We start from the raw sequence: 17,693 nt of genomic DNA, 5'->3' as shown, positions 1-17,693 counted from the left end.
GGTGAACATCTGCTGACAACGGTTTCGTTTCCGCGCGAGAGGATGCGACGATCTCCGGGTGACGACGCCCCGTGCGGTCCGGTTCGCCTTCCAGCCGATGTACAGCCTGCACACCGGTGGCGTTGTCGCGTACGAAGCGCTCGCCCGCCCCGGCAAGGGCACGGCCCACGAACTGCTCGCCGAAGCGCGCCGCGACGGCCGCCTGGCCGAGGTCGACCTTGGCCTCGCCGCGGCCGCAGTGCGCCAGGAGGCCGAGCGGCCGAGCGCCCTGCCCCTGCACCTGAACATCTCCGCCCGCACGCTCGCGTCGGGCCCCGCCGCGTTCGATGAGCTGATCGCCGAACTCGGTGCCGCCGGCCGCCGCACGCGTGACGTGGTCCTGGAGATCGGCCCGCCGTTCACGCACCTGCCCGGAGACCGGCTTCTGGGCGGTATGCGCGCTTTGTCGGAGCTGGGCTTCCGGCTGGCGCTCGACGGCCTCGGTCGCGGCGATCTCCCTCTCGCGTTGCTGGCCCAAGCGCCCGTGGACTTGGTGAAGCTCGACCGCAGTGTGCTGCGCGGCCTGCCGGACGAGCCGGCGGCGGTGGCCGTGGTCGAGTCGCTGCTGCACTTCACGACGCGCACCGGCATCCGGCTCGTCGCGACCGGCATCGAGACCGGTCCGCAGCTGGACGCGGCACAGAACCTCGGCGTGCGCATCGCGCAGGGCAACCTCCTGGCGCCGCCGGCCGCGCACCGCAGCGCGCCGTCGGCCGGCGCCGTGGTGCCCGACGACCGCCGCTCACCCGCGCCGCCCACCGCTCCCCGCGTCGGCGACTTCCTGCGTCCCGCCACCACGCTGCCGTCCGACGCGACCTGCGACGCCGTGCGCGAGGTCCTCGCCGCGGCCGACGCCCCGACCGGCGTGATCGGCGTCGACGAGCACAACCGTCCACAGTGGTCGGTTGACCGCACGCGGTTCCTGGTCGCCGTGACCGGCCCGTACGGCCACGCCCTGCATGCCAAGCGCCCGGCCGAGCGGCTGGCCGACAAGCCGCACACCATCGACGCCACGGCGAGCGCGCTGGAGTTCCTCGAGCTGGTCACCGACGCCGACTGGGGTCGCACCGGCGACGACGTGGTCGTGGTCGACAACGCCGGCCGGACCCTCGGTGTGGTCCTGGTGACCGAGGTGGTCCGCGGCGTGGCCGAGGCGAAGGTCGAGGAGGCCGTGACCCTGAGCCCGCTGACGCGGCTGCCGGGCAGCGAGGCCGTGGCGCGCGACGTCGAACGCCGCATCTCCACGGGCGAGCAGTTCGTGGCGGCGTGGCTCGACGTGGACTCCTTCAAGTCCGTGAACGACAACGCCGGCTTCGCCGCGGGCGACGACCTCATCCGCGCCCTCGGCGAAACCCTCACGGGCCTCTCGCGGCGCCTCCCGCGCATGCGCGTCAGCCACGTCGGCGGCGACGACTTCCTCATCGTCTGTGACGTCGACGAGATCGGCACGGTCGCCGCCGCCCTCCTCGACACGCACTGGTCCGCCGAGGGCATGCCGGTCACCGTGTCGCTGGCCACCCTCGTTTGCGGCAGCGGCTCCATCCCTTCCTACCGCGACGCCTCCCGCCTGCTCGCCCCGCTCAAGAAGCGAGCCAAAGCGGTCCCCGGCTCGAGCTGGGTCCTGAGCCGCCCGGGCTCCGACCGCGTCGAAGTGCTCCGCGGCATCGGCCGCGACGTGGCGGTCAGCCGCTCGGCTTGACGAAGCGAGCAACCTGGCCAGGGCTTCGTCGGCGCACAGGTGCGTTAGGTCAGGGCTTCGGGGCGACGAAGCCGAACTCGTCAGTCCGGGTCCCCCGCATCCGGCCACGACCGGCGCAGGGCCGAGCCGAAGAGCCGCAGCGTGGCGTCGCCGGCTGCCCGCTTGTTGTGCCAAACTCCGACGCCCGCCGCCAAACTCCGAGCCTCGCGGAATCCGGCAGCCGCGAGTTCCGGCTCGGCCTCCGCCGCGGGAGCCACACGAGGCACGTGGAAGCGCGGCTGGACGGTCAGGTCTCCGGGGGACGAAACCGGACTCGTAGGTCCGGCGCGCATCCCGCCTACTTCCGGCGCAGGTCGGGCCGCAGCCCGGCGTCGCCAGGTGCTCGCTTGTCGTGCCGGGAGCCCCGGCGCCCGGCCTCGAATTCCTAGCCGCGGCTGTCAGGCGAACCGTCGCAGGAGCGCGGCCGGTTGGGTCCGCGCGGCCGGATCAGGGTTTCGGTGTCACGAAGCCCGACTCGTAAGCCCGGATCACCGCCTGGGTGCGGTCGCGCGCGCCCAGTTTGGAGAGGATGTTGCCGACGTGGGTTTTGACCGTTTGGAGGCCCAGGTAGAGGTCCGTGGCGATTTCCGTGTTGGACAGGCCGGCGGCCATGAGGCGCAGGACTTCGCGCTCGCGGTCGGTGAGGGCGGCGGAGGTGAGGCCGTCGCGGGCCGGGCCGCGGGGGTGGGCGGCGGCGAGGCGGCGGATGGCGGCCGGGAACAGCAGTGACTCACCGGTGGCCACGGTGCGGATGCCCGCGACGATCTCCTCCGGGCGGGCGCGCTTGAGCAGGAAGCCGCTGGCGCCGGCGAGCAGGGCGTCGTAGACGTAGTCGTCGTTTTCGAAGGTGGTCACCACGATCACCTTCGGCGGTTCGTCCACAGTGGACATCAGGTGCTGCGTCGCGCGGATCCCGTCGACGGCGGGCATGCGCACGTCCATCAGCACCACGTCGGGACGCAGGCGCGCGACCAGGCCCGGCACTTCGGCGCCGTCGGCGGCCTCGCCGGCCACCGTCAGGTCCGGCTCCGCATCGACGATCGCGCGCAGGCCGGCGCGGATGAGCTGTTCGTCGTCGACCAGCAGCACGGTCACGTTCATCGGTTCCCCCACGGCACCGTCACCACGACCTCCCACCGGTCCCCCGCCGGTCCCGCCGCCAGCTTGCCACCCAGCAGCTCCGCACGCTCGGCCATGCCCCGCAGGCCCCGCCCACCGCGGGCCCGCGACGGCCGCGCCGCGCCCAGCGGGTTTGCCACCGTCGCGCACAGCTGCCCCGCCGACACCACCACGGCGACGCTCACCGGCGCCTTGCCCGCGTAGCGCACCGCGTTGGTCAGGCACTCCTGCAGGATCCGGTACACCTCACGCGACACGACCGCGGGCACGGCACCCAGCGAACCCTGCACGTCGGCGTGCACCTCCGCGCCCGCCAGCCGAGTCGCCTCGACGAGCGCCGGCAGCTCCGTCAAACCCGGCTGCGGGTTGCGCGACGAAGCCCTATCGCGCAACAACCCGAGTACGTGATCGAGGTCGTCCAGCGCCGTGCGCGCGGATTCCTCGATGGCGGTGAGCGCCTGCTCGGTGAACCCCGGATCGGTCCGCAGCGTCCGGCGCGCCGCCCCCGCCTGCACCGTCACCACCGACAAGGCGTGCCCCACCGAATCGTGCAGCTCGCGCGCGAGCCGCGTGCGCTCGGCCAGCTGTTCGGTCCGCCGCTCCAGCTGCGCGATTCGCTCGGCCGCCGACATCCCCAGCAACGCCCCCGCCGCCCGCCGCAGCAGCCCGCCGACGCCCCACACCGCGTACACCAGCACCACGAACGCGGCCGCGAACGCCACCGGCAGCCACGCCGACCCCCACCCCCGGTCCACCGCGACGACCTCGGTGCCGTTGTCCACCAGCTTCCCCGTGAACACCGCGCTCACCGAGAACCCGAACCCCACCGGCACCGCGAGCGACACGGTGCTCACCACCGCCCCGACCGCCACGTGCAGTACGAACATCACGCTGTACCGCGCCCGCCCCCGCACGGTGGCCGGCTGCCCCGCCGCAGCCTCGCCCAGCAGCTCCCGCACCGCGGCCGCCTCCAGCACCCGCACCGCCGGCAGGAACGACGTCGCCCCAGCACCACCACCGTCACCACGACCGCGAGCGCCGACGCCCACCCCAGCGACGTCACGAACGGCACCAGCGAAGGCACCGCCACCGCCGCGAACAACAGGTACGGCACGCTGATCGCCCCGCCCAGGATCAGGTAGACCCATCGGCGATAGGTCACCCCGCTCACCACCGGCCGGAGAACTCGCACCCCCGGATCCTCCCAGCCACCCCGCCCTGCCGCCTCCCTCCACAGCGGGAACAACTCACCCGGCAACGCGACAACAGGCAATTCAGCGAGCCCGAACCCCACACCAAAACCGCCACCCGGCACCCGGCACCCGGCACCCGGCACCCGGCACCACAACAGCAGCGCTACTCCCCCCGGTCAAACCGCAGCCGATCTACCCACCCCGCAGGAACGCCCAGCCCCTCCCCCGCCCCGATCCGAAGCCAAAACACGGTTCAGGGCCATTTTGTCAAGGTAATCTTTCCAGCCTTGACAAAATGGCCCTGAACCGTAGTCACAATTAAACTTCGGGGTGGCTTCCCGCACCCACCACCCAATCCTCAACAGAACCTGAATCGCTCAATAAACCCCAGCCGTAACCCGAGTCCCCAAGACCTTCACACCCCCGAACCCGTTCCGCCACAACTGCTGCACCTTCGCCGCCTCCTGCGCACTCGGCTTGGCGTTCGTGCACGAAGTCCCCGGCCCATGCCCCGACATCAATTCCGAACAAGGCCCGTCGTAATCATCCGGCAACCCGAGATTGTGCCCCAATTCGTGCGCCGCAATCCTCGTCGGATCAAACCCTTCCGCTACCTGAGACGTATCCAAATAAACGTCCCCGTTCCCATGGCCATCAGTCTGCGTATACGACCCGCCACTGTGGATCTCGTGGAACACCACCGTCGCCCCGGACGAGCGCTTCACCAGCTTCACATCGGTCACCACGGCGTTCCAGTTCGCCGCGCCCTGGTCGATCTGAGCCACGTAGTCCGGTGCCCCACTCGACGTGTAGTACACGGTCGTCGCCGCGGCGGCCTCCGCGCCCGGCCCCGCGACCAGCCCGACACCCAGCGGCGCCGCCACCGCCACCGCGATCGCCGCGATGCTCCCGAACCCGCGTGCCCTCATTCGCGTCTCCTTCACCGAAATGTCCGCTCCGGTCACCGGAAATCCGGCAACCGCGGTTCGACCCACGACGTTAGGAGTTAACCAATCCCGGTGGCCACGTCCGAAAGTAGGTGACCCGGCACTGTCCGTCAGCACGGTCCCCCGCGGGAGTGAGCGCGGTCCCGCCACGGCTGGAACCGCCCGGCCGCGAACCCTGGTGTGCTCGGCAACCATGGAAACCTGCTGGTCGGCCTCTTCGCCTACGTCCTCGTGCTGTGGCCGCTCGTCGCCGCGTCGCGGCGGGTGCTCGGCGTGCGCGTCGGGTACGTCCGGGCGCTGTGCGCGGCGGTGTTCGGCTGCGTCGTCGGCGGCCTAGTTGTCCGAACCTTCCCCCTCGCGGTGCTCACCAGCGCCGGCGCGGCGGCCGGGCTGCTCATCCCGCTGGCCGGGTGCGCGCTGGCCGCGACGCTGCTGTTCCTGTTCGTCGCGGAGCTCGCCGCGCCGTCGGGGGCCGGGCTCGGGCTGTTCGGGCAGCTGCGTTCGGTGCGCGCCCGCGTGGCGCGGGCCCGGCACTACTCGCGGATCGTGTGCATCGCGATCGGCCACGGCCTCGGCGGGTACCTCGCGGGACGCCGCGAACCCGGCCTCGGGCCCGGCCGCCACGCCAAGCTCGCGCGGTCACTGCGTCGCGCGCTGGAGGAGGGCGGCGTGACGTTCGTGAAGCTCGGCCAGCTGCTCTCCACCCGCTCCGACCTGCTGCCGCCCGCCTTCGTCGACGAGCTCGGCCGGCTCCAGGACCGCGTGGCGCCCGCACCCGCCGAAGCCGTGTTCGCCCTGCTGCGCGAGGAACTCGGCGCCGATCCGGAGGACGTGTTCGCCGAGTTCGACCCGGAACCGCTCGCGGCGGCGTCGATCGCACAGGTCTACGGCGCGCGGCTGCGCTCCGGCGCCGAGGTCGTGGTCAAGGTCCAGCGGCCGGGCATCCGCGCGCAGGCCGAACGCGACGTCGACATCGTCCGCCGCCTCGCCGCGCTCCTCGACGAACGGGCCGGCTGGGCCCGGGCGCTCGGCGTGACCGACCTGGCCGACGGCTTCGCCGACGCGCTGGCCGAGGAGCTGGATTTCCGCGTGGAGGCGGCCAACGTCGAAGCCGTGGCGGCCCGGGCCGTGGCCGGGGTGGACACTCCCGACCGTCCACAAAGCACTGTCCACCGAGCGCGTACTCGTGATGGGCCGCCTCGACGGCAAACCCCTCTCCACCGCGGCGCCGGGCGACCGTGAGGAGCTCGCGCGGGCTTTCCTGCGCTGCCTGCTCGACCAGGTGCTCATCGGCGGCGTCTTCCACGCCGACCCGCACCCCGGCAACGTCCTCCTGCTCGACGACGGCACCCTCGGCCTGCTCGACTTCGGCTCCGTCGGCCGCCTCGACGCGGGCCTGCGCGCCGGCCTGCAGAACCTGCTGCTCGCCCTCGACCGCGGCGACCCGGCGGGGCTGCGCGACGGGCTGCTGGAGATCGTCGACCGCCCCGACGAGATCGACGAGCAACGCCTGGAACGCGCGCTCGGCGCGTTGCTCGTGCGCCACTTCGGCCCGGGCCGGGCGCCAGGGTTCGACCTGTTCACCGACCTGTTCCGCGTGGTCGCCGACTTCCGCCTCGCCGTGCCGCCGCCCATCGCCGCCGTCTTCCGCGCGCTCGCGACGGCCGAAGGCACCCTGGCCACGCTCGCACCCGGCTTCGACGTGGTCAGCGAATCACGCGCGTTCGCCGGCGAGCAGATCGGCGCCCGCCTGCGGCCCGAGACCATGCGCGACGAGGTACTGGCCCTGCTGCCGGTGCTGCGCCGGCTTCCCCGCCGCGTCGATCGGATCGGCGCGGCCCTGGAGGGGGGCCGGCTTTCGGTCAACGTGCGACTGTTCTCCGACGAACGCGACCGCGATCTCGTGACCGGCCTCGTGCACGAAGTGCTGCTGGCGTTCATCGGCATCGCGACCGGTCTGATGGCCGTGCTGCTGCTCGGCAGCGCGAGCGGCCCGCGGCTGCTGCCGGACCTGACGCTCAACCAGGTCTTCGGCTACAACCTGCTGGTCGTCAGCGCATTGGTGGGCCTTCGGCTGCTCTTCGTCGTCTTCCGCCGGAGCGCGCGACGGTCACGATCAAACCGATGAACCCGAGCAGGAACAGCGCGGCACCTCCGGCCGCCAGGTACCGGTCGGTGGTGAGACCGGTGTCCGCGGTGGCCGCTCCGGGCAGGCCGGCGTCGGTGAAGGCCGTGGTGGGCTTGAGGGTCACGGAGGAAAAGATCGTCCCCTTTGCGACGACCACACCGTCCACCTTGGACAGCGGGACGGAGCCGGCGCCGGGGTCGTAGACGTACTCGCGGGAATCGTCGGTGATGTCGCGCCTGTCGTTCGCGACGAAAACCGAACCCGGTGGCACCTGCGTCGCGAACTCGTAGGCGCCGGCCGAAAGTGACACCGCCGGATCGAGGTAGGGCTCGGTGACGGTCTTGCCGTTCACCTGCAGCCGGTTGTCGGGCCCGCAGCAGACCACCCGGTCGCCCCCGACCGCGATCACGCGCTTGATGTAGTAGTAGCCGGGCGGCATGTCGGGGAACGCGTCGGCCTGGAACGAAACCAGGTCGCCCCGGTGGATCTCGTGGCTCCCGGCCCAATGCAGAACCACGGGGTCGCCGGCCGCGATCGTGGCTTCCATGGAGCGGCCGCCGATGCGCGATGTGCTGTAGCCGCCGAGCACGTTCAACACCCCGGTTACCACGAGCGCGGCGCCGGCCACGACGAACACCACAAAAAGCGCCAGAAACGGCGAAAACCGGCGCGTGCGAGGCGGCGCCGCCGGGGGCGCCGGGAAGTCTGTCACGCACCTCTATCGGACCGGCCCGGCCGGCGTTACCCGCCGCCCGACCAGGTCTTCGGCGGCAACCTGCTCGTGATCAGTGCGCTGGTGGGACTGCGGCTGCTTTTCGTCGCCTTCCCGCGGACCGCACGGCGATCACAATCGCGCCGATGAACCCGAGCAGGAACACCACGGCACCACCGGCCGCGAGGTAGCGGTCCTTGCTCAGGTCGGTGTCCTCGGTGGACGCTCCCGGCAGGCCCGCGTCGGTGAACGCCGTGGTGGGCTTGAAGCTCTCCGAGGCGAAGATGCTGCCCTTCGCGACGACCACACCGTCCACCTTGGACAGGGGGACGGCACCCGCACCAGGTGCGCTGACGTAGATGCGCGAGTCGTTGGAGTTGTCGCGCGTATCGCCGGCTACGAAGATCGTGCCCGGCGGCACCTGCGCGCTGAAGGGCATCGCCGCCGCAGCGGGTGACACCTTCGGGTCGAGGTAGGGCTCGGTGACCGACTTGCCGTTGACCTCGATCCGGTGGCCGGGGTCGCAGCAGACCACCCGATCGCCACCGACCGCGATCACGCGCTTGAGGAGCCGACCGCGTTCCATGTCAGGCAATGCATCGGCCTGGAACACGACCAGGTCGCCGCGGTGGATCTCTCGGCCCTCGCCCCAGTTGTAGACGACGGTGGTGCCCGGCGGGATCGTGCCGGCCATCGAGCCACCCGGCACGGTCACCATGCTGTAGCCGAGCACCTTCACGACACCGGTCGCCGCGGCCACGGCTCCGACGACGGCGAGCACGAGGAAGATTGCCAGCAGCGCTGAGAACCGCCGCTTGACCTGCACCGGAGCGGGCGGCGGCGGAAAGTCGGGTTCGGTCACGTTGATCTATCGTGGGCGTTGCGCGAGCGTTACCCGGTTCGCGGCGCGTACATGATCACCGCGACGCCCACGAGGCACAGCAGGGCGCCGATCACGTCGAACCGGTCGGGCCGGTAGCCGTCGGCCACCACGCCCCAGGCGAGCGAGCCGGCCACGAAAACCCCGCCGTACGCGGCGAGGATGCGGCCGAAGTGGGCGTCGGGCTGCAGCGTGGCGACGAATCCGTAGAGCCCGAGCGCCACGATGCCCCCGCCGATCCACGCCCAGCCGCGGTGCTCTCGCACGCCCTGCCAGATGAGCCACGCGCCGCCGATCTCCAGCACCGCGGCCGCGACGAACAACGCGACCGACTTGAGGACCGTCATCGGCCGAAGGGGTTACCGAGGGTCCCCGTGTCGAAGGTGACCATCGTCGATGTCCACAGTGGATTGACCGCGAACGCGACCGCCCCGCCGAGCGCGACCACGCACGTGAGCCCGCCCAGCAGCACGCCCGCGCGAGCCACGTCGCCTCCGTGTTCGCGACCACCGCCGGTCAGGCCCAGCACGATCGCCAGCACCCCGGCCAGCAGCCCGACGAAGAACAGCGCCCCCAGCACGAGTAGAAACACCTGCCCCACGATCGGGTACACCGGCCCCGCCTCCATCCTGGGCCGCACCAGCAACCACGCGATCCACGTCGCCACGACCAACATGAAGCCCACAGCCGCGATCGCCACCGCCGCGACGGCCAGGCCACGCCGGGGTCTCTCCTCGTTGTCCGGTTCGGTCATGCCCCAGTCATAGCACCCGGGCCCGGTTTTCGTCGGACCTTCGCGCTAGCTTCACCGCCATGGATCTTGACGACGTCGCCCACAGACTGGCGACCGCGCTGCACGAAGCCGTCGGCGCCGAAGAAGCCGTGCTGCGAGTGCGCGTATCCGGCGGCGCACTGGTCCTCGACGCCTGGGCTCCGGCCCGCCACCGGGTCGATTGCGGCGCCGCAGGCATGCGCGCCCTCTACGACGCCCGGCCCGGCACGTACGAAGTGCGGCTGCGCGCTGACGGCAGTTACACGTTCGAGGCCGGCGGTGCGCTCTGGCCGGTCGCCGACGGCTGGCTTCTGTTCGACGAGGACTTCCGCTACCCAGGACACCCGTTGCCCGGTATGCCGAGGCCGGCAGCCGCGGCCCCCACCGGCGCGCCCACGAATCCAGCTGTGCTCGCCGAGCTCACGGCGCTGTGCGAGGAGTTCGCCGGGCACTACACGCGAATCAAGGGTCAGGCACCGCCCTGGCCGGCCGGACGGACCGAGGCGGAGATCTCGGCTGTCGAAGAGCGCATCGGTGCCCGGCTGCCGGAAGACCTGCGCGCGCTCTACCTCGTGGCCGACGGGGATCCCGAGGAGACCGGACTGTTGGGGCCGTACTCGGCCAATCCGCTGGACCAGGTGGTCGGCGACCACACAGGCGGCCCGCCGGGCGCGTACGGCTGGGAAGACAGCGTGTCCGACACCGGCGTCGTATTCGAGCCCCCGCCGTTCGGGCTCGTGAAACGCCTGTCTCGCAACGACTGGTGGATCCCGTTCGGCAGCGACCGCGCGTTGAACTTCCTGTGCGCCGACCTCGACCCCGCCCCGGGCGGACGCGCCGGCCAGGTTCTGGAGTACGGACGGGATGTCGAGGGGCTACGCTACGTCGCGCCGTCCGTCACGGCGATGATCCGTGAGGTCGTCGAGGCGCTGCGTGCCGGCAAGCACAAGAAGGGCGGCGGCAGCGCTTTCCTGCGGACCGAAGTTGCGCTGCGGGACAACAAGTTCCGCAGCCACAGCGGGGTGGTGACCGGCTCGGCGTCGGCTGTGCACGAGATCGCCGACCGGCAGCTGATGCAGCACCTGTGCCTCAACGACGCCGGCACCGTGAACCTCGGCGTGATCGAGGACTTCCCCGCGCTGCGGGAGCTGGAGGTCAATCGCGCCACGCGGATCATCGGCGGCCTCGATCACCTGCCGGCGATCGAGGCGCTGAGGGTGCGCGCGGGTGAAGTCGACCTCCGCGCATTCGCCGGCCATTCGCTGTGGAGTCTCGAGCTCGCCGGGCTCACGCGGCCCGTGGCGGTGCAGGAGCTCGCCGCTTTGCCGAACCTCACACGGCTCGCCGTCGCCGAGGCCGAGGTACTGGAGCTGGAACGGATCGCGGAGCTGCCGAACCTGCGTGTGCTCAGCCTGTCTCGCGCCCAGGTCGGTCACCTGCTCGCGGCCGGCGCCCCATTCCCCCGCTTAGCAGCTCTCCAGGTCCCGCGCCGGACACCGGTGGCTGCGGCTGCTGGGCTCTGGAGCCGGTTCTCGCCTGAGCGCGAAGCTCCCTGGTACACCGAATTGACCGGCGCTGTGTAGGACGTTATACGGCCCGCGAAACAGAACAGGCCACCCCGCCAGAAGCGGAATGGCCTGTTCCTTCGAAAAAAGCTCAGACGGTGAACCCGAGCGCACGCAGCTGCTCGCGGCCGTCGTCGGTGATTTTTTCCGGGCCCCACGGCGGCATCCAGACCCAATTGATCCGGAAGTCGCTCACGAGGCCGCCGGAGGTCAGCGCCGCGGAGGTCTGGTCTTCGATCACGTCGGTCAGCGGGCACGCCGCCGACGTGAGCGTCATGTCCAGCGTGGCCGAGTTGTCCTTCTCCACGCGGATGTCGTACACCAGGCCGAGGTCGACGACGTTGATCCCGAGCTCGGGGTCCACGACGTCGCGCATCGCCTCTTCGATGTCCTCGATCTTGGCGACGTCGGCGGGCACCGACGACGCCGTCTGCTCCGGCAGGTCCGCGGCGGTGCGCCCTTCGCGAGGGTCGGCCTCCGGGGCCACGGTCTCTTCGCTCATGCCTTCTCAGCTCCTGTGGTGGTGCGGGCCACGGCGTCCTTGAACGCCATCCAACCGAGGAGGGCGCACTTCACGCGCGCCGGGTACTTGGCGACGCCGGCGAACGCGATGCCGTCCTCCAGCACGTCCTCGTCGGGCTCGACCTTGCCCTTGCCCTGCATCAGTTCCACGAAGGCGTCCATGGTGGTGAACGCCTCCTCCACGGTGTGGCCGGTGACGAGGTCGGTCAGCACCGACGTGGAGGCCTGGCTGATCGAGCAGCCCTGCCCCTCGTACGACACCTGCTCGACCTTGCCGTCCGCGAGCTTCACGCGCAGCGTCACCTCGTCGCCGCAGGTCGGGTTGACCTGGAACGACTCGGCGTCGTACGGATCGCTCAAGCCACGTCCGTGCGGGTTCTTGTAGTGGTCCAGGATGATCTCCTGGTACATGCTCTCGAGGTTCACTTCGCGACCCCGAAGAACTTCTGCGCCTCGCGGATACCGTCGACGAGAGCGTCCACTTCGGACAGTGTGTTGTAGAGGTAGAACGTGGCGCGCACGGTGGCCTGCGCCGAGCACGCCCGGTGCAGCGGCCACGCGCAGTGGTGGCCCACGCGCACGGCGATGCCCAGGCTGTCGAGCACCTGGCCGGCGTCGTGCGGGTGCACGCCGTCGATCACGAACGACACCGCGCCGCCGCGGTCTGCCATGTCGGTCGGCCCGATGATGCGGACGCCGTCGATGGCGCTGATCCCGGCGAGCGCGTGCTCGGTGAGCAGGTGCTCGTGGGCCGCGATGCGCTCCATGCCGATCGCCGAGAGGTAGTCGACGGCCGCGCCGAGGCCGATGGCCTGCGACGTCATCGGCACGCCGGCCTCGAACCGCTGCGGCGGCGGGGCGAACGTGGAGCCCTCCATGCGGACCAGCTCGATCATCGACCCGCCCGTGAGGAACGGCGGCATCGCTTCGAGCAGCTCGCTGCGCCCGTAGAGCACGCCGATGCCGGACGGTGCCAGCATCTTGTGCCCGGAGAACGCCGCGAAGTCCACGCCGAGTGCCCCGAAGTCCACGGCCCCCTGGCCGTACACCCCGTGGGGCACCGACTGGCACGCGTCGAGCACGGTCAGCGCGCCGACCGACTTGGCCTTGGCCACGAGCACGTCGACCGGGTTGATCGTGCCGAGCACGTTGGACTGGTGCGCGAAGGCGACCAGCTTGGTGCGCGGCGTGATCAGCTCGTCGATCTCCGACAGGTCGAGCCGGCCTTCGGGCGTCACCTTGAACCACTTCAGCGTGGCCCCGGTGCGCTGGCAGAGCTGCTGCCAGGGCACGAGGTTCGCGTGGTGCTCCATCTCGGTGATCACGATCTCGTCGCCGGGCCCGACCTTGAACCGCTCTGACTCCGGGCCGGCCGTGCTCGCGTTGCTCATCGCGTACGCCACGAGGTTGATGCCCTCGGTCGCGTTCTTGGTGAACACGAGCTCCTCCGGGGAGGCACCGACGAACTCGGCGATCCGCGCGCGGGCGGACTCGTAGGCGTCGGTGGCCTCCTCGGCGAGCTGGTGCGCACCGCGGTGCACGGCGGCGTTGGAGGTCTCGAGGAACGCGCGCTCGGCGTCGAGGACCTGCGTCGGCCGCTGCGAGGTCGCGCCGGAGTCCAGGTACACCAAGGGTTTCCCGTCGCGCACGGTGCGGGACAGGATCGGGAAGTCGGCACGCAGTGCCGCCACGTCAAGGGGAACAGAGTTGGTCGGGCTGTTCGAAGCCGTGGTGGTCATCGAGCCAACTCCTCTCGGTGTAGTCGGGAACTTCGTGATGCGGCGAAAACTCAGAGCGCGGCCGGCTCGGCCTTGCCCACGTACTTCACGTAGCCGTTCTCCTCCAGCTCGTCGGCGAGCTCCTTGCCACCGGACTCGACGATGCGCCCGTCGGCGAAGACGTGCACGAAGTCCGGGGTGATGTGCCGGAGGATGCGGGTGTAGTGCGTGATCAGTATGACGCCGACCTCGCTCGAAGCCTTGTACTGGTTGACACCCTCGGAAACCACGCGCAGCGCGTCGACGTCGAGCCCGGAGTCGGTCTCGTCGAGGATGGCGATCTTCGGCTTGAGCAACGCCAGTTGCAGGATCTCGTGGCGCTTCTTCTCGCCGCCGGAGAAGCCCTCGTTCACGGAGCGCTCGGCGAACTCCTGCGAGATCTCGAGCTTGCCCATCTCCTCCTTGACCTCCTTGACCCAGTGGCGCAGCTTGGGGGCCTCGCCACGGACCGCGGTGGCCGCGGTGCGGAGGAAGTTGGACATCGAGACGCCGGGCACCTCGACGGGGTACTGCATGGCCAGGAACAGGCCGGCGCGGGCGCGCTCGTCCACGGTCATCTCGAGCACGTTCTCGCCGTCCAGCAGCACCTCGCCGGAGGTCACCTGGTACTTCGGGTGACCGGCGATCGCATAGGACAGCGTGGACTTGCCGGAGCCGTTGGGGCCCATGATCGCGTGGGTCTCGCCCGACTTGATCGTCAGGTTCACGCCCTTGAGGATCTCCTTGGCGCCTTCGTCGGTGTTGACCGAGGCGTGCAGGTCCTTGATTTCCAGGGTAGCCATTCTTCGTTTCCTAAAGTCTGCGGTGGACGGGGTCAGGCGCCAACGGCTTCGAGCTCAGCCTCGATCGCGGCTTCGAGGCGCTCGCGCACCTCGGGCACGTCGATCTTCACCAGGATCTCGTGGAAGAACCCGCGCACGACCAGCCGCCGCGCCGCTTCCTCCGCGATTCCGCGCGACTGGAGGTAGAACAACTGCTCGTCGTCGAACCTTCCCGTCGCGCTCGCGTGGCCGGCGCCTTCGATCTCGCCGGTCTCGATCTCCAGGTTCGGCACGGAGTCCGCGCGCGCCCCGGGTGTGAGCACCAGGTTGCGGTTGAACTCGTAGGTGTCGGTGGCCTCGGCCTCGGCCCGGATCAGCACGTCGCCGATCCACACCGTGTGCGCGCCCTCGCCCTGCAGCGCGCCCTTGTAGCCCACTCGCGACTTGCAGTTCGGCACCGCGTGGTCGACGAAGAGGCGGTGCTCCTGGTGCTGGCCGCCGTCCGCGAAATAGACGCCGAGCATGTCGACGTCGCCACCCTTGTCGGTGAAGGTCGCCGTCGGCGAGACGCGGACCAGGTCACCACCCAGGGTGATCACGGTGTGCCGCAGCGCGGCGTCGCGGCCCAGCTTGAGGTGCTGCTCGGAGACGTGCACCGCATCGTCGGCCCAGTCCTGGACGCTGACCACGGTGACCTTGGCGCTGTCGCCGATGACGAACTCGACGTTGTCGGCGTAAGTGCCGGAGCCGACGTGGTCGAGCACGACGACGGCTTCGGCGAACGCCTCGGCGCGGACCTGCAGGTGCCCGTAAGCGACCAAACCCTCACCCGGGCCGTGGATGCGCAGCACCGACGGCTTCGACGCCTTCGTCTCCTTGGGCACCGTCACGACGGTTGCCTTCTGGAACGAGGAGTACGCCTGGGCGGCGATCCGGTCGCTCGGCACACCGGCCTGGCCCAGCCGCGAGTCGTCTCGGCCGACGGTCTCGATCGTCAACTCGGGCGCGGCGTCGGCTTCGAGCGTGATCTCGCCGGAGGCGACGACCGTGCCGTCGTGGAGGCCGCGCAGACGCTTCATCGGGGTGAAGCGCCAGTTCTCCTCACGTCCGCCCGGGACCTCGAAGGCCTCGACGTCGTAGGAGGTGAACCGCTCGGCGCGGGAGGCCGCCGGAATGACGGCGCCCTCCCGCAGCGACTCGGCAACGTTGTTCTCGGTAACCGACATGACTAGCCGACGGACCCTTCCATCTGGAGCTCGATCAGGCGGTTCAGCTCGAGCGCGTACTCCATCGGCAGCTCACGCGCGATGGGCTCCACGAACCCGCGCACGATCATCGCCATCGCCTCGGCCTCGTCGAGACCGCGCGACATCAGGTAGAACAGCTGCTCTTCGCTGACCTTGGACACCGTGGCCTCGTGGCCCATGGACACCTCGTCGTTGCGGATGTCCACGTACGGGTAGGTGTCCGAGCGCGAGATCGTGTCGACCAGCAGTGCGTCGCAGACCACGCTGGAGCGCGAGTGGTGCGCCCGCTTCGCGACGCGGACCAGGCCGCGGTAGGAGGTACGGCCGCCGCCGCGCGCCACCGACTTCGACACGATGGTCGAGGAGGTGTGCGGCGCGAGGTGCTCCATCTTGGCGCCCGCGTCCTGGTGCTGGCCCTCGCCCGCGAATGCGACCGAGAGGACCTCGCCCTTGGCGTGCTCGCCCATGAGGAAGACCGACGGGTACTTCATGGTGACCTTGGAACCGATGTTGCCGTCGATCCATTCCATGGTCGCGCCCTCTTCACACTTGGCGCGCTTGGTGACCAGGTTGTAGACGTTGTTCGACCAGTTCTGGATCGTCGTGTAGCGGCAGCGGCCGCCCTTCTTCACGATGATCTCCACGACCGCCGAGTGCAGCGAGTCGGACTGGTAGATCGGCGCGGTGCAACCCTCGACGTAGTGCACGTAGGCGTCTTCGTCGACGATGATGAGCGTGCGCTCGAACTGGCCCATGTTCTCGGTGTTGATCCGGAAGTAGGCCTGCAGCGGGATGTCCACCTTCACGCCCTTGGGCACGTAGATGAACGAGCCGCCGGACCACACCGCCGTGTTCAGCGCGGAGAACTTGTTGTCGCCGGCCGGGATCACGGAGCCGAAGTGCTCCTGGAAGATCTCCGGGTGCTCCTTGAGCGCGGTGTCGGTGTCCAGGAACAGCACGCCCTGCGCCTCCAGGTCCTCGCGGATCTGGTGGTAGACGACCTCGGACTCGTACTGCGCGGCGACACCGGCGACGAGGCGCTGCTTCTCCGCCTCGGGGATACCCAGCTTGTCGTAGGTGTTCTTGATGTCCTCGGGAAGTTCTTCCCAGCTGGCCGCCTGCTTCTCCGTGGAGCGCACGAAGTACTTGATGTTGTCGAAGTCGATCCCGGAGAGGTCGGCTCCCCAGTTCGGCATTGGCTTCAGCTCGAAGAGCTTGAGCGCCTTCAAGCGGGCTTCGCGCATCCACTCCGGCTCGGACTTCTTCGAGGAGATGTCGGTGACGACGTCCTCGTTCAGCCCGCGGCGGGCGGTCGAGCCCGCCTCGTCGGAGTCGGCCCAGCCGAACGCGTACTTGCCAAGGGACTCGATGGTCTCTTCCTGGCTCAGTGGCGCGGTGGTGGGAGTGCGCTGCTCGGCAGCGGCAGTCATGCGGGTTTCCCTCCATTCGGGATCCGTGCTGTACGCCCCCGGTCCGCCCGCGCCGGCTGCGTCGCCGCAACCGCCTCGGTCGTCCCGGAGGGCCTGGTGCTGTCCGGCTCGGGAAGGGCCGGGATACCCGTCGTCACGGCGGGTACGTGTGTGGTGCACGCGTTGTCGCCGCGTGCGATCGTCGCCAGCCGCTGCACGTGGGTGCCGAGCAGCCGGGCGAACGCGTCGGTCTCGGCCTCGCACAGCTGCGGGAACTCAGCCGCGACGTGCGCGACCGGGCAGTGGTGCTGGCAGAGCTGTTCACCGACACCGACCTGGCGGGTCGACGCAGCGTAGCCCTCCCTGGTCAAGGCCGTGGCCAGGGCCTCGGCGCGCTCCGCGGGATCACTCGAACCGGTGATGGCGGAGCGGTGCGGGCCCACCAGCGCGTCGACGCGGCTCTCCGCGAACGCGCGCACGGCGCCTTCCCCTGCGTGCTCGGCGAGGAACCGGATGGCCGACACCGCGAGGTCGTCGTAGGCGTGCCCGAACCGGGCGCGGCCCGACTCGGTGAGCAGGAAGAACTTGGCCGGGCGCCCGCGTCCGCGCGGACCGCGCCGGGGCGCGTCACGGGTCTCGGCCTCGCCGTCGGCCACCAGTGCGTCGAGGTGCCTACGGACGGCCGTGGGGCTGATGCCGAGCTGCTCCGCGACCACCACGGCGGTCATCGGGCCCTGCTCGAGAAGCAGGCGTGCCACCTCGTGGCGCGTGCGTCCTTCGAGCGAATTAGCCTGGCTGACCTGCACAGGAACGCCGAGATCCGCGGCGCGCGGCTGATCGCCGAACTCCTCGCAGACCTCTACCTCAGGCGTCCCGTTCTTTT

The 17,693-nt window shown here is 70.3% G+C and carries 15 protein-coding genes and 2 pseudogenes; 3 read left to right on the top strand and 14 right to left on the bottom strand.

Features of this window, described 5'->3' with window-relative positions; translation table 11 throughout:
* The first annotated feature begins 58 nt into the window (after positions 1 to 58).
* Entirely contained in the window at positions 59 to 1,738 is a 1,680-nt protein-coding gene (locus AB0383_RS20040; protein ID WP_366188147.1) for a GGDEF domain-containing protein, read from the top strand.
* A gap of 486 nt (positions 1,739 to 2,224) precedes the next feature.
* Here the strand turns inward: AB0383_RS20040 and AB0383_RS20035 are convergent, their stop codons facing one another.
* The 3 genes and pseudogenes from AB0383_RS20035 to AB0383_RS20025 all read right to left on the bottom strand — a co-directional run bounded on the left by AB0383_RS20035 (position 2,225) and on the right by AB0383_RS20025 (position 5,018).
* Complete coding sequence (locus tag AB0383_RS20035) at positions 2,225 to 2,878, bottom strand: response regulator transcription factor (RefSeq protein ID WP_364177080.1); 654 nt, start codon at positions 2,876 to 2,878, stop codon at positions 2,225 to 2,227.
* Positions 2,875 to 4,088 (bottom strand): annotated as a pseudogene (locus AB0383_RS20030) (histidine kinase). The gene AB0383_RS20035 and the pseudogene AB0383_RS20030 overlap by 4 nt, the downstream one beginning before the upstream one ends.
* Before the next feature lie 378 nt (positions 4,089 to 4,466).
* Complete coding sequence (locus AB0383_RS20025; RefSeq protein WP_364176887.1) at positions 4,467 to 5,018, bottom strand: snapalysin family zinc-dependent metalloprotease; 552 nt, start codon at positions 5,016 to 5,018, stop codon at positions 4,467 to 4,469.
* 198 nt (positions 5,019 to 5,216) lie between these two features.
* Here AB0383_RS20025 and AB0383_RS20020 point away from each other — a divergent pair.
* Positions 5,217 to 7,164, top strand: a pseudogene (locus tag AB0383_RS20020) (AarF/UbiB family protein).
* Here the strand turns inward: AB0383_RS20020 and lepB (AB0383_RS20015) are convergent.
* From lepB (AB0383_RS20015) to AB0383_RS20000, 4 genes are all read right to left on the bottom strand, one after another.
* Positions 7,088 to 7,876, bottom strand: a complete 789-nt coding sequence (gene lepB / locus AB0383_RS20015) for a signal peptidase I (RefSeq protein ID WP_364176884.1) — start codon at positions 7,874 to 7,876, stop codon at positions 7,088 to 7,090. The pseudogene AB0383_RS20020 and the gene lepB (AB0383_RS20015) sit on opposite strands and share 77 nt — an antisense overlap.
* A gap of 73 nt (positions 7,877 to 7,949) precedes the next feature.
* Positions 7,950 to 8,738, bottom strand: a complete 789-nt coding sequence (lepB, locus tag AB0383_RS20010) for a signal peptidase I (RefSeq protein WP_364176882.1) — start codon at positions 8,736 to 8,738, stop codon at positions 7,950 to 7,952.
* A 29-nt stretch (positions 8,739 to 8,767) separates the two neighbouring features.
* On the bottom strand, positions 8,768 to 9,103 hold the full coding sequence (locus AB0383_RS20005; protein ID WP_364176879.1) for a YnfA family protein: 336 nt from the start codon (positions 9,101 to 9,103) through the stop codon (positions 8,768 to 8,770).
* On the bottom strand, positions 9,100 to 9,510 hold the full coding sequence (locus AB0383_RS20000; protein WP_364176877.1) for a hypothetical protein: 411 nt from the start codon (positions 9,508 to 9,510) through the stop codon (positions 9,100 to 9,102). Before AB0383_RS20000 ends, AB0383_RS20005 begins: the two co-directional genes overlap by 4 nt.
* 59 nt (positions 9,511 to 9,569) lie before the next feature.
* Here AB0383_RS20000 and AB0383_RS19995 point away from each other — a divergent pair, with 59 nt between their 5' ends.
* The gene (locus AB0383_RS19995) at positions 9,570 to 11,111 is read left to right on the top strand and encodes an SMI1/KNR4 family protein (RefSeq protein WP_364176874.1); all 1,542 of its coding nucleotides are present in this window, start codon (positions 9,570 to 9,572) and stop codon (positions 11,109 to 11,111) included.
* A gap of 73 nt (positions 11,112 to 11,184) precedes the next feature.
* On the opposite strand, the gene AB0383_RS19990 is transcribed toward AB0383_RS19995, so the two are convergent.
* The 7 genes from AB0383_RS19990 to AB0383_RS19960 are packed head-to-tail and all read right to left on the bottom strand — an operon-like array spanning position 11,185 to position 17,616.
* Positions 11,185 to 11,595: a metal-sulfur cluster assembly factor gene (locus AB0383_RS19990; RefSeq protein WP_220238731.1), complete on the bottom strand. Its 411-nt coding sequence runs from the start codon at positions 11,593 to 11,595 to the stop codon at positions 11,185 to 11,187.
* Complete coding sequence (gene sufU, locus AB0383_RS19985) at positions 11,592 to 12,041, bottom strand: Fe-S cluster assembly sulfur transfer protein SufU (RefSeq protein ID WP_364176871.1); 450 nt, start codon at positions 12,039 to 12,041, stop codon at positions 11,592 to 11,594. The genes AB0383_RS19990 and sufU overlap by 4 nt, the downstream gene beginning before the upstream one ends.
* On the bottom strand, positions 12,038 to 13,354 hold the full coding sequence (locus AB0383_RS19980; protein ID WP_364176868.1) for a cysteine desulfurase: 1,317 nt from the start codon (positions 13,352 to 13,354) through the stop codon (positions 12,038 to 12,040). The genes sufU and AB0383_RS19980 overlap by 4 nt, the downstream gene beginning before the upstream one ends.
* Before the next feature lie 50 nt (positions 13,355 to 13,404).
* Positions 13,405 to 14,175 (bottom strand): Fe-S cluster assembly ATPase SufC, encoded by a 771-nt coding sequence (sufC, locus tag AB0383_RS19975; RefSeq protein ID WP_364176865.1) that lies wholly within the window; start codon positions 14,173 to 14,175, stop codon positions 13,405 to 13,407.
* A 32-nt stretch (positions 14,176 to 14,207) separates the two neighbouring features.
* Positions 14,208 to 15,380: a Fe-S cluster assembly protein SufD gene (sufD, locus tag AB0383_RS19970; RefSeq protein WP_364176863.1), complete on the bottom strand. Its 1,173-nt coding sequence runs from the start codon at positions 15,378 to 15,380 to the stop codon at positions 14,208 to 14,210.
* A gap of 2 nt (positions 15,381 to 15,382) precedes the next feature.
* Positions 15,383 to 16,831 carry a Fe-S cluster assembly protein SufB gene (sufB, locus tag AB0383_RS19965; RefSeq protein ID WP_364047737.1) on the bottom strand — a complete coding sequence of 483 codons (1,449 nt, stop codon included), beginning with the start codon at positions 16,829 to 16,831 and terminating at the stop codon, positions 15,383 to 15,385.
* Positions 16,828 to 17,616 carry a metalloregulator ArsR/SmtB family transcription factor gene (locus AB0383_RS19960; RefSeq protein WP_364177077.1) on the bottom strand — a complete coding sequence of 263 codons (789 nt, stop codon included), beginning with the start codon at positions 17,614 to 17,616 and terminating at the stop codon, positions 16,828 to 16,830. The genes sufB and AB0383_RS19960 overlap by 4 nt, the downstream gene beginning before the upstream one ends.
* Positions 17,617 to 17,693 lie beyond the last annotated feature (77 nt).

Origin of the sequence: Amycolatopsis sp. NPDC051373, from assembly GCF_040689465.1 — a bacterium.
Classification (GTDB): Bacteria; Actinomycetota; Actinomycetes; order Mycobacteriales; family Pseudonocardiaceae; genus Amycolatopsis.
The sequence above is the reverse complement of the archived record's forward strand: the minus strand, read 5'-3'. Positions and strand labels throughout refer to the sequence as shown.

Bases quoted from the DNA above. Each gene is read 5' to 3' on its own strand.
- sufC (WP_364176865.1), bottom strand. From the start codon at position 14,175: ATGGCTACCCTGGAAATCAAGGACCTGCACGCCTCGGTCAACACCGAC.
- sufD (WP_364176863.1), bottom strand. From the start codon at position 15,380: ATGTCGGTTACCGAGAACAACGTTGCCGAGTCGCTGCGGGAGGGCGCC.
- sufB (WP_364047737.1), bottom strand. From the start codon at position 16,831: ATGACTGCCGCTGCCGAGCAGCGCACTCCCACCACCGCGCCACTGAGC.
- AB0383_RS20035 (WP_364177080.1), bottom strand. From the start codon at position 2,878: ATGAACGTGACCGTGCTGCTGGTCGACGACGAACAGCTCATCCGCGCC.
- AB0383_RS20000 (WP_364176877.1), bottom strand. From the start codon at position 9,510: ATGACCGAACCGGACAACGAGGAGAGACCCCGGCGTGGCCTGGCCGTC.
- AB0383_RS19980 (WP_364176868.1), bottom strand. From the start codon at position 13,354: ATGACCACCACGGCTTCGAACAGCCCGACCAACTCTGTTCCCCTTGAC.
- AB0383_RS20025 (WP_364176887.1), bottom strand. From the start codon at position 5,018: ATGAGGGCACGCGGGTTCGGGAGCATCGCGGCGATCGCGGTGGCGGTG.
- AB0383_RS19990 (WP_220238731.1), bottom strand. From the start codon at position 11,595: ATGAGCGAAGAGACCGTGGCCCCGGAGGCCGACCCTCGCGAAGGGCGC.
- AB0383_RS19995 (WP_364176874.1), top strand. From the start codon at position 9,570: ATGGATCTTGACGACGTCGCCCACAGACTGGCGACCGCGCTGCACGAA.
- AB0383_RS20005 (WP_364176879.1), bottom strand. From the start codon at position 9,103: ATGACGGTCCTCAAGTCGGTCGCGTTGTTCGTCGCGGCCGCGGTGCTG.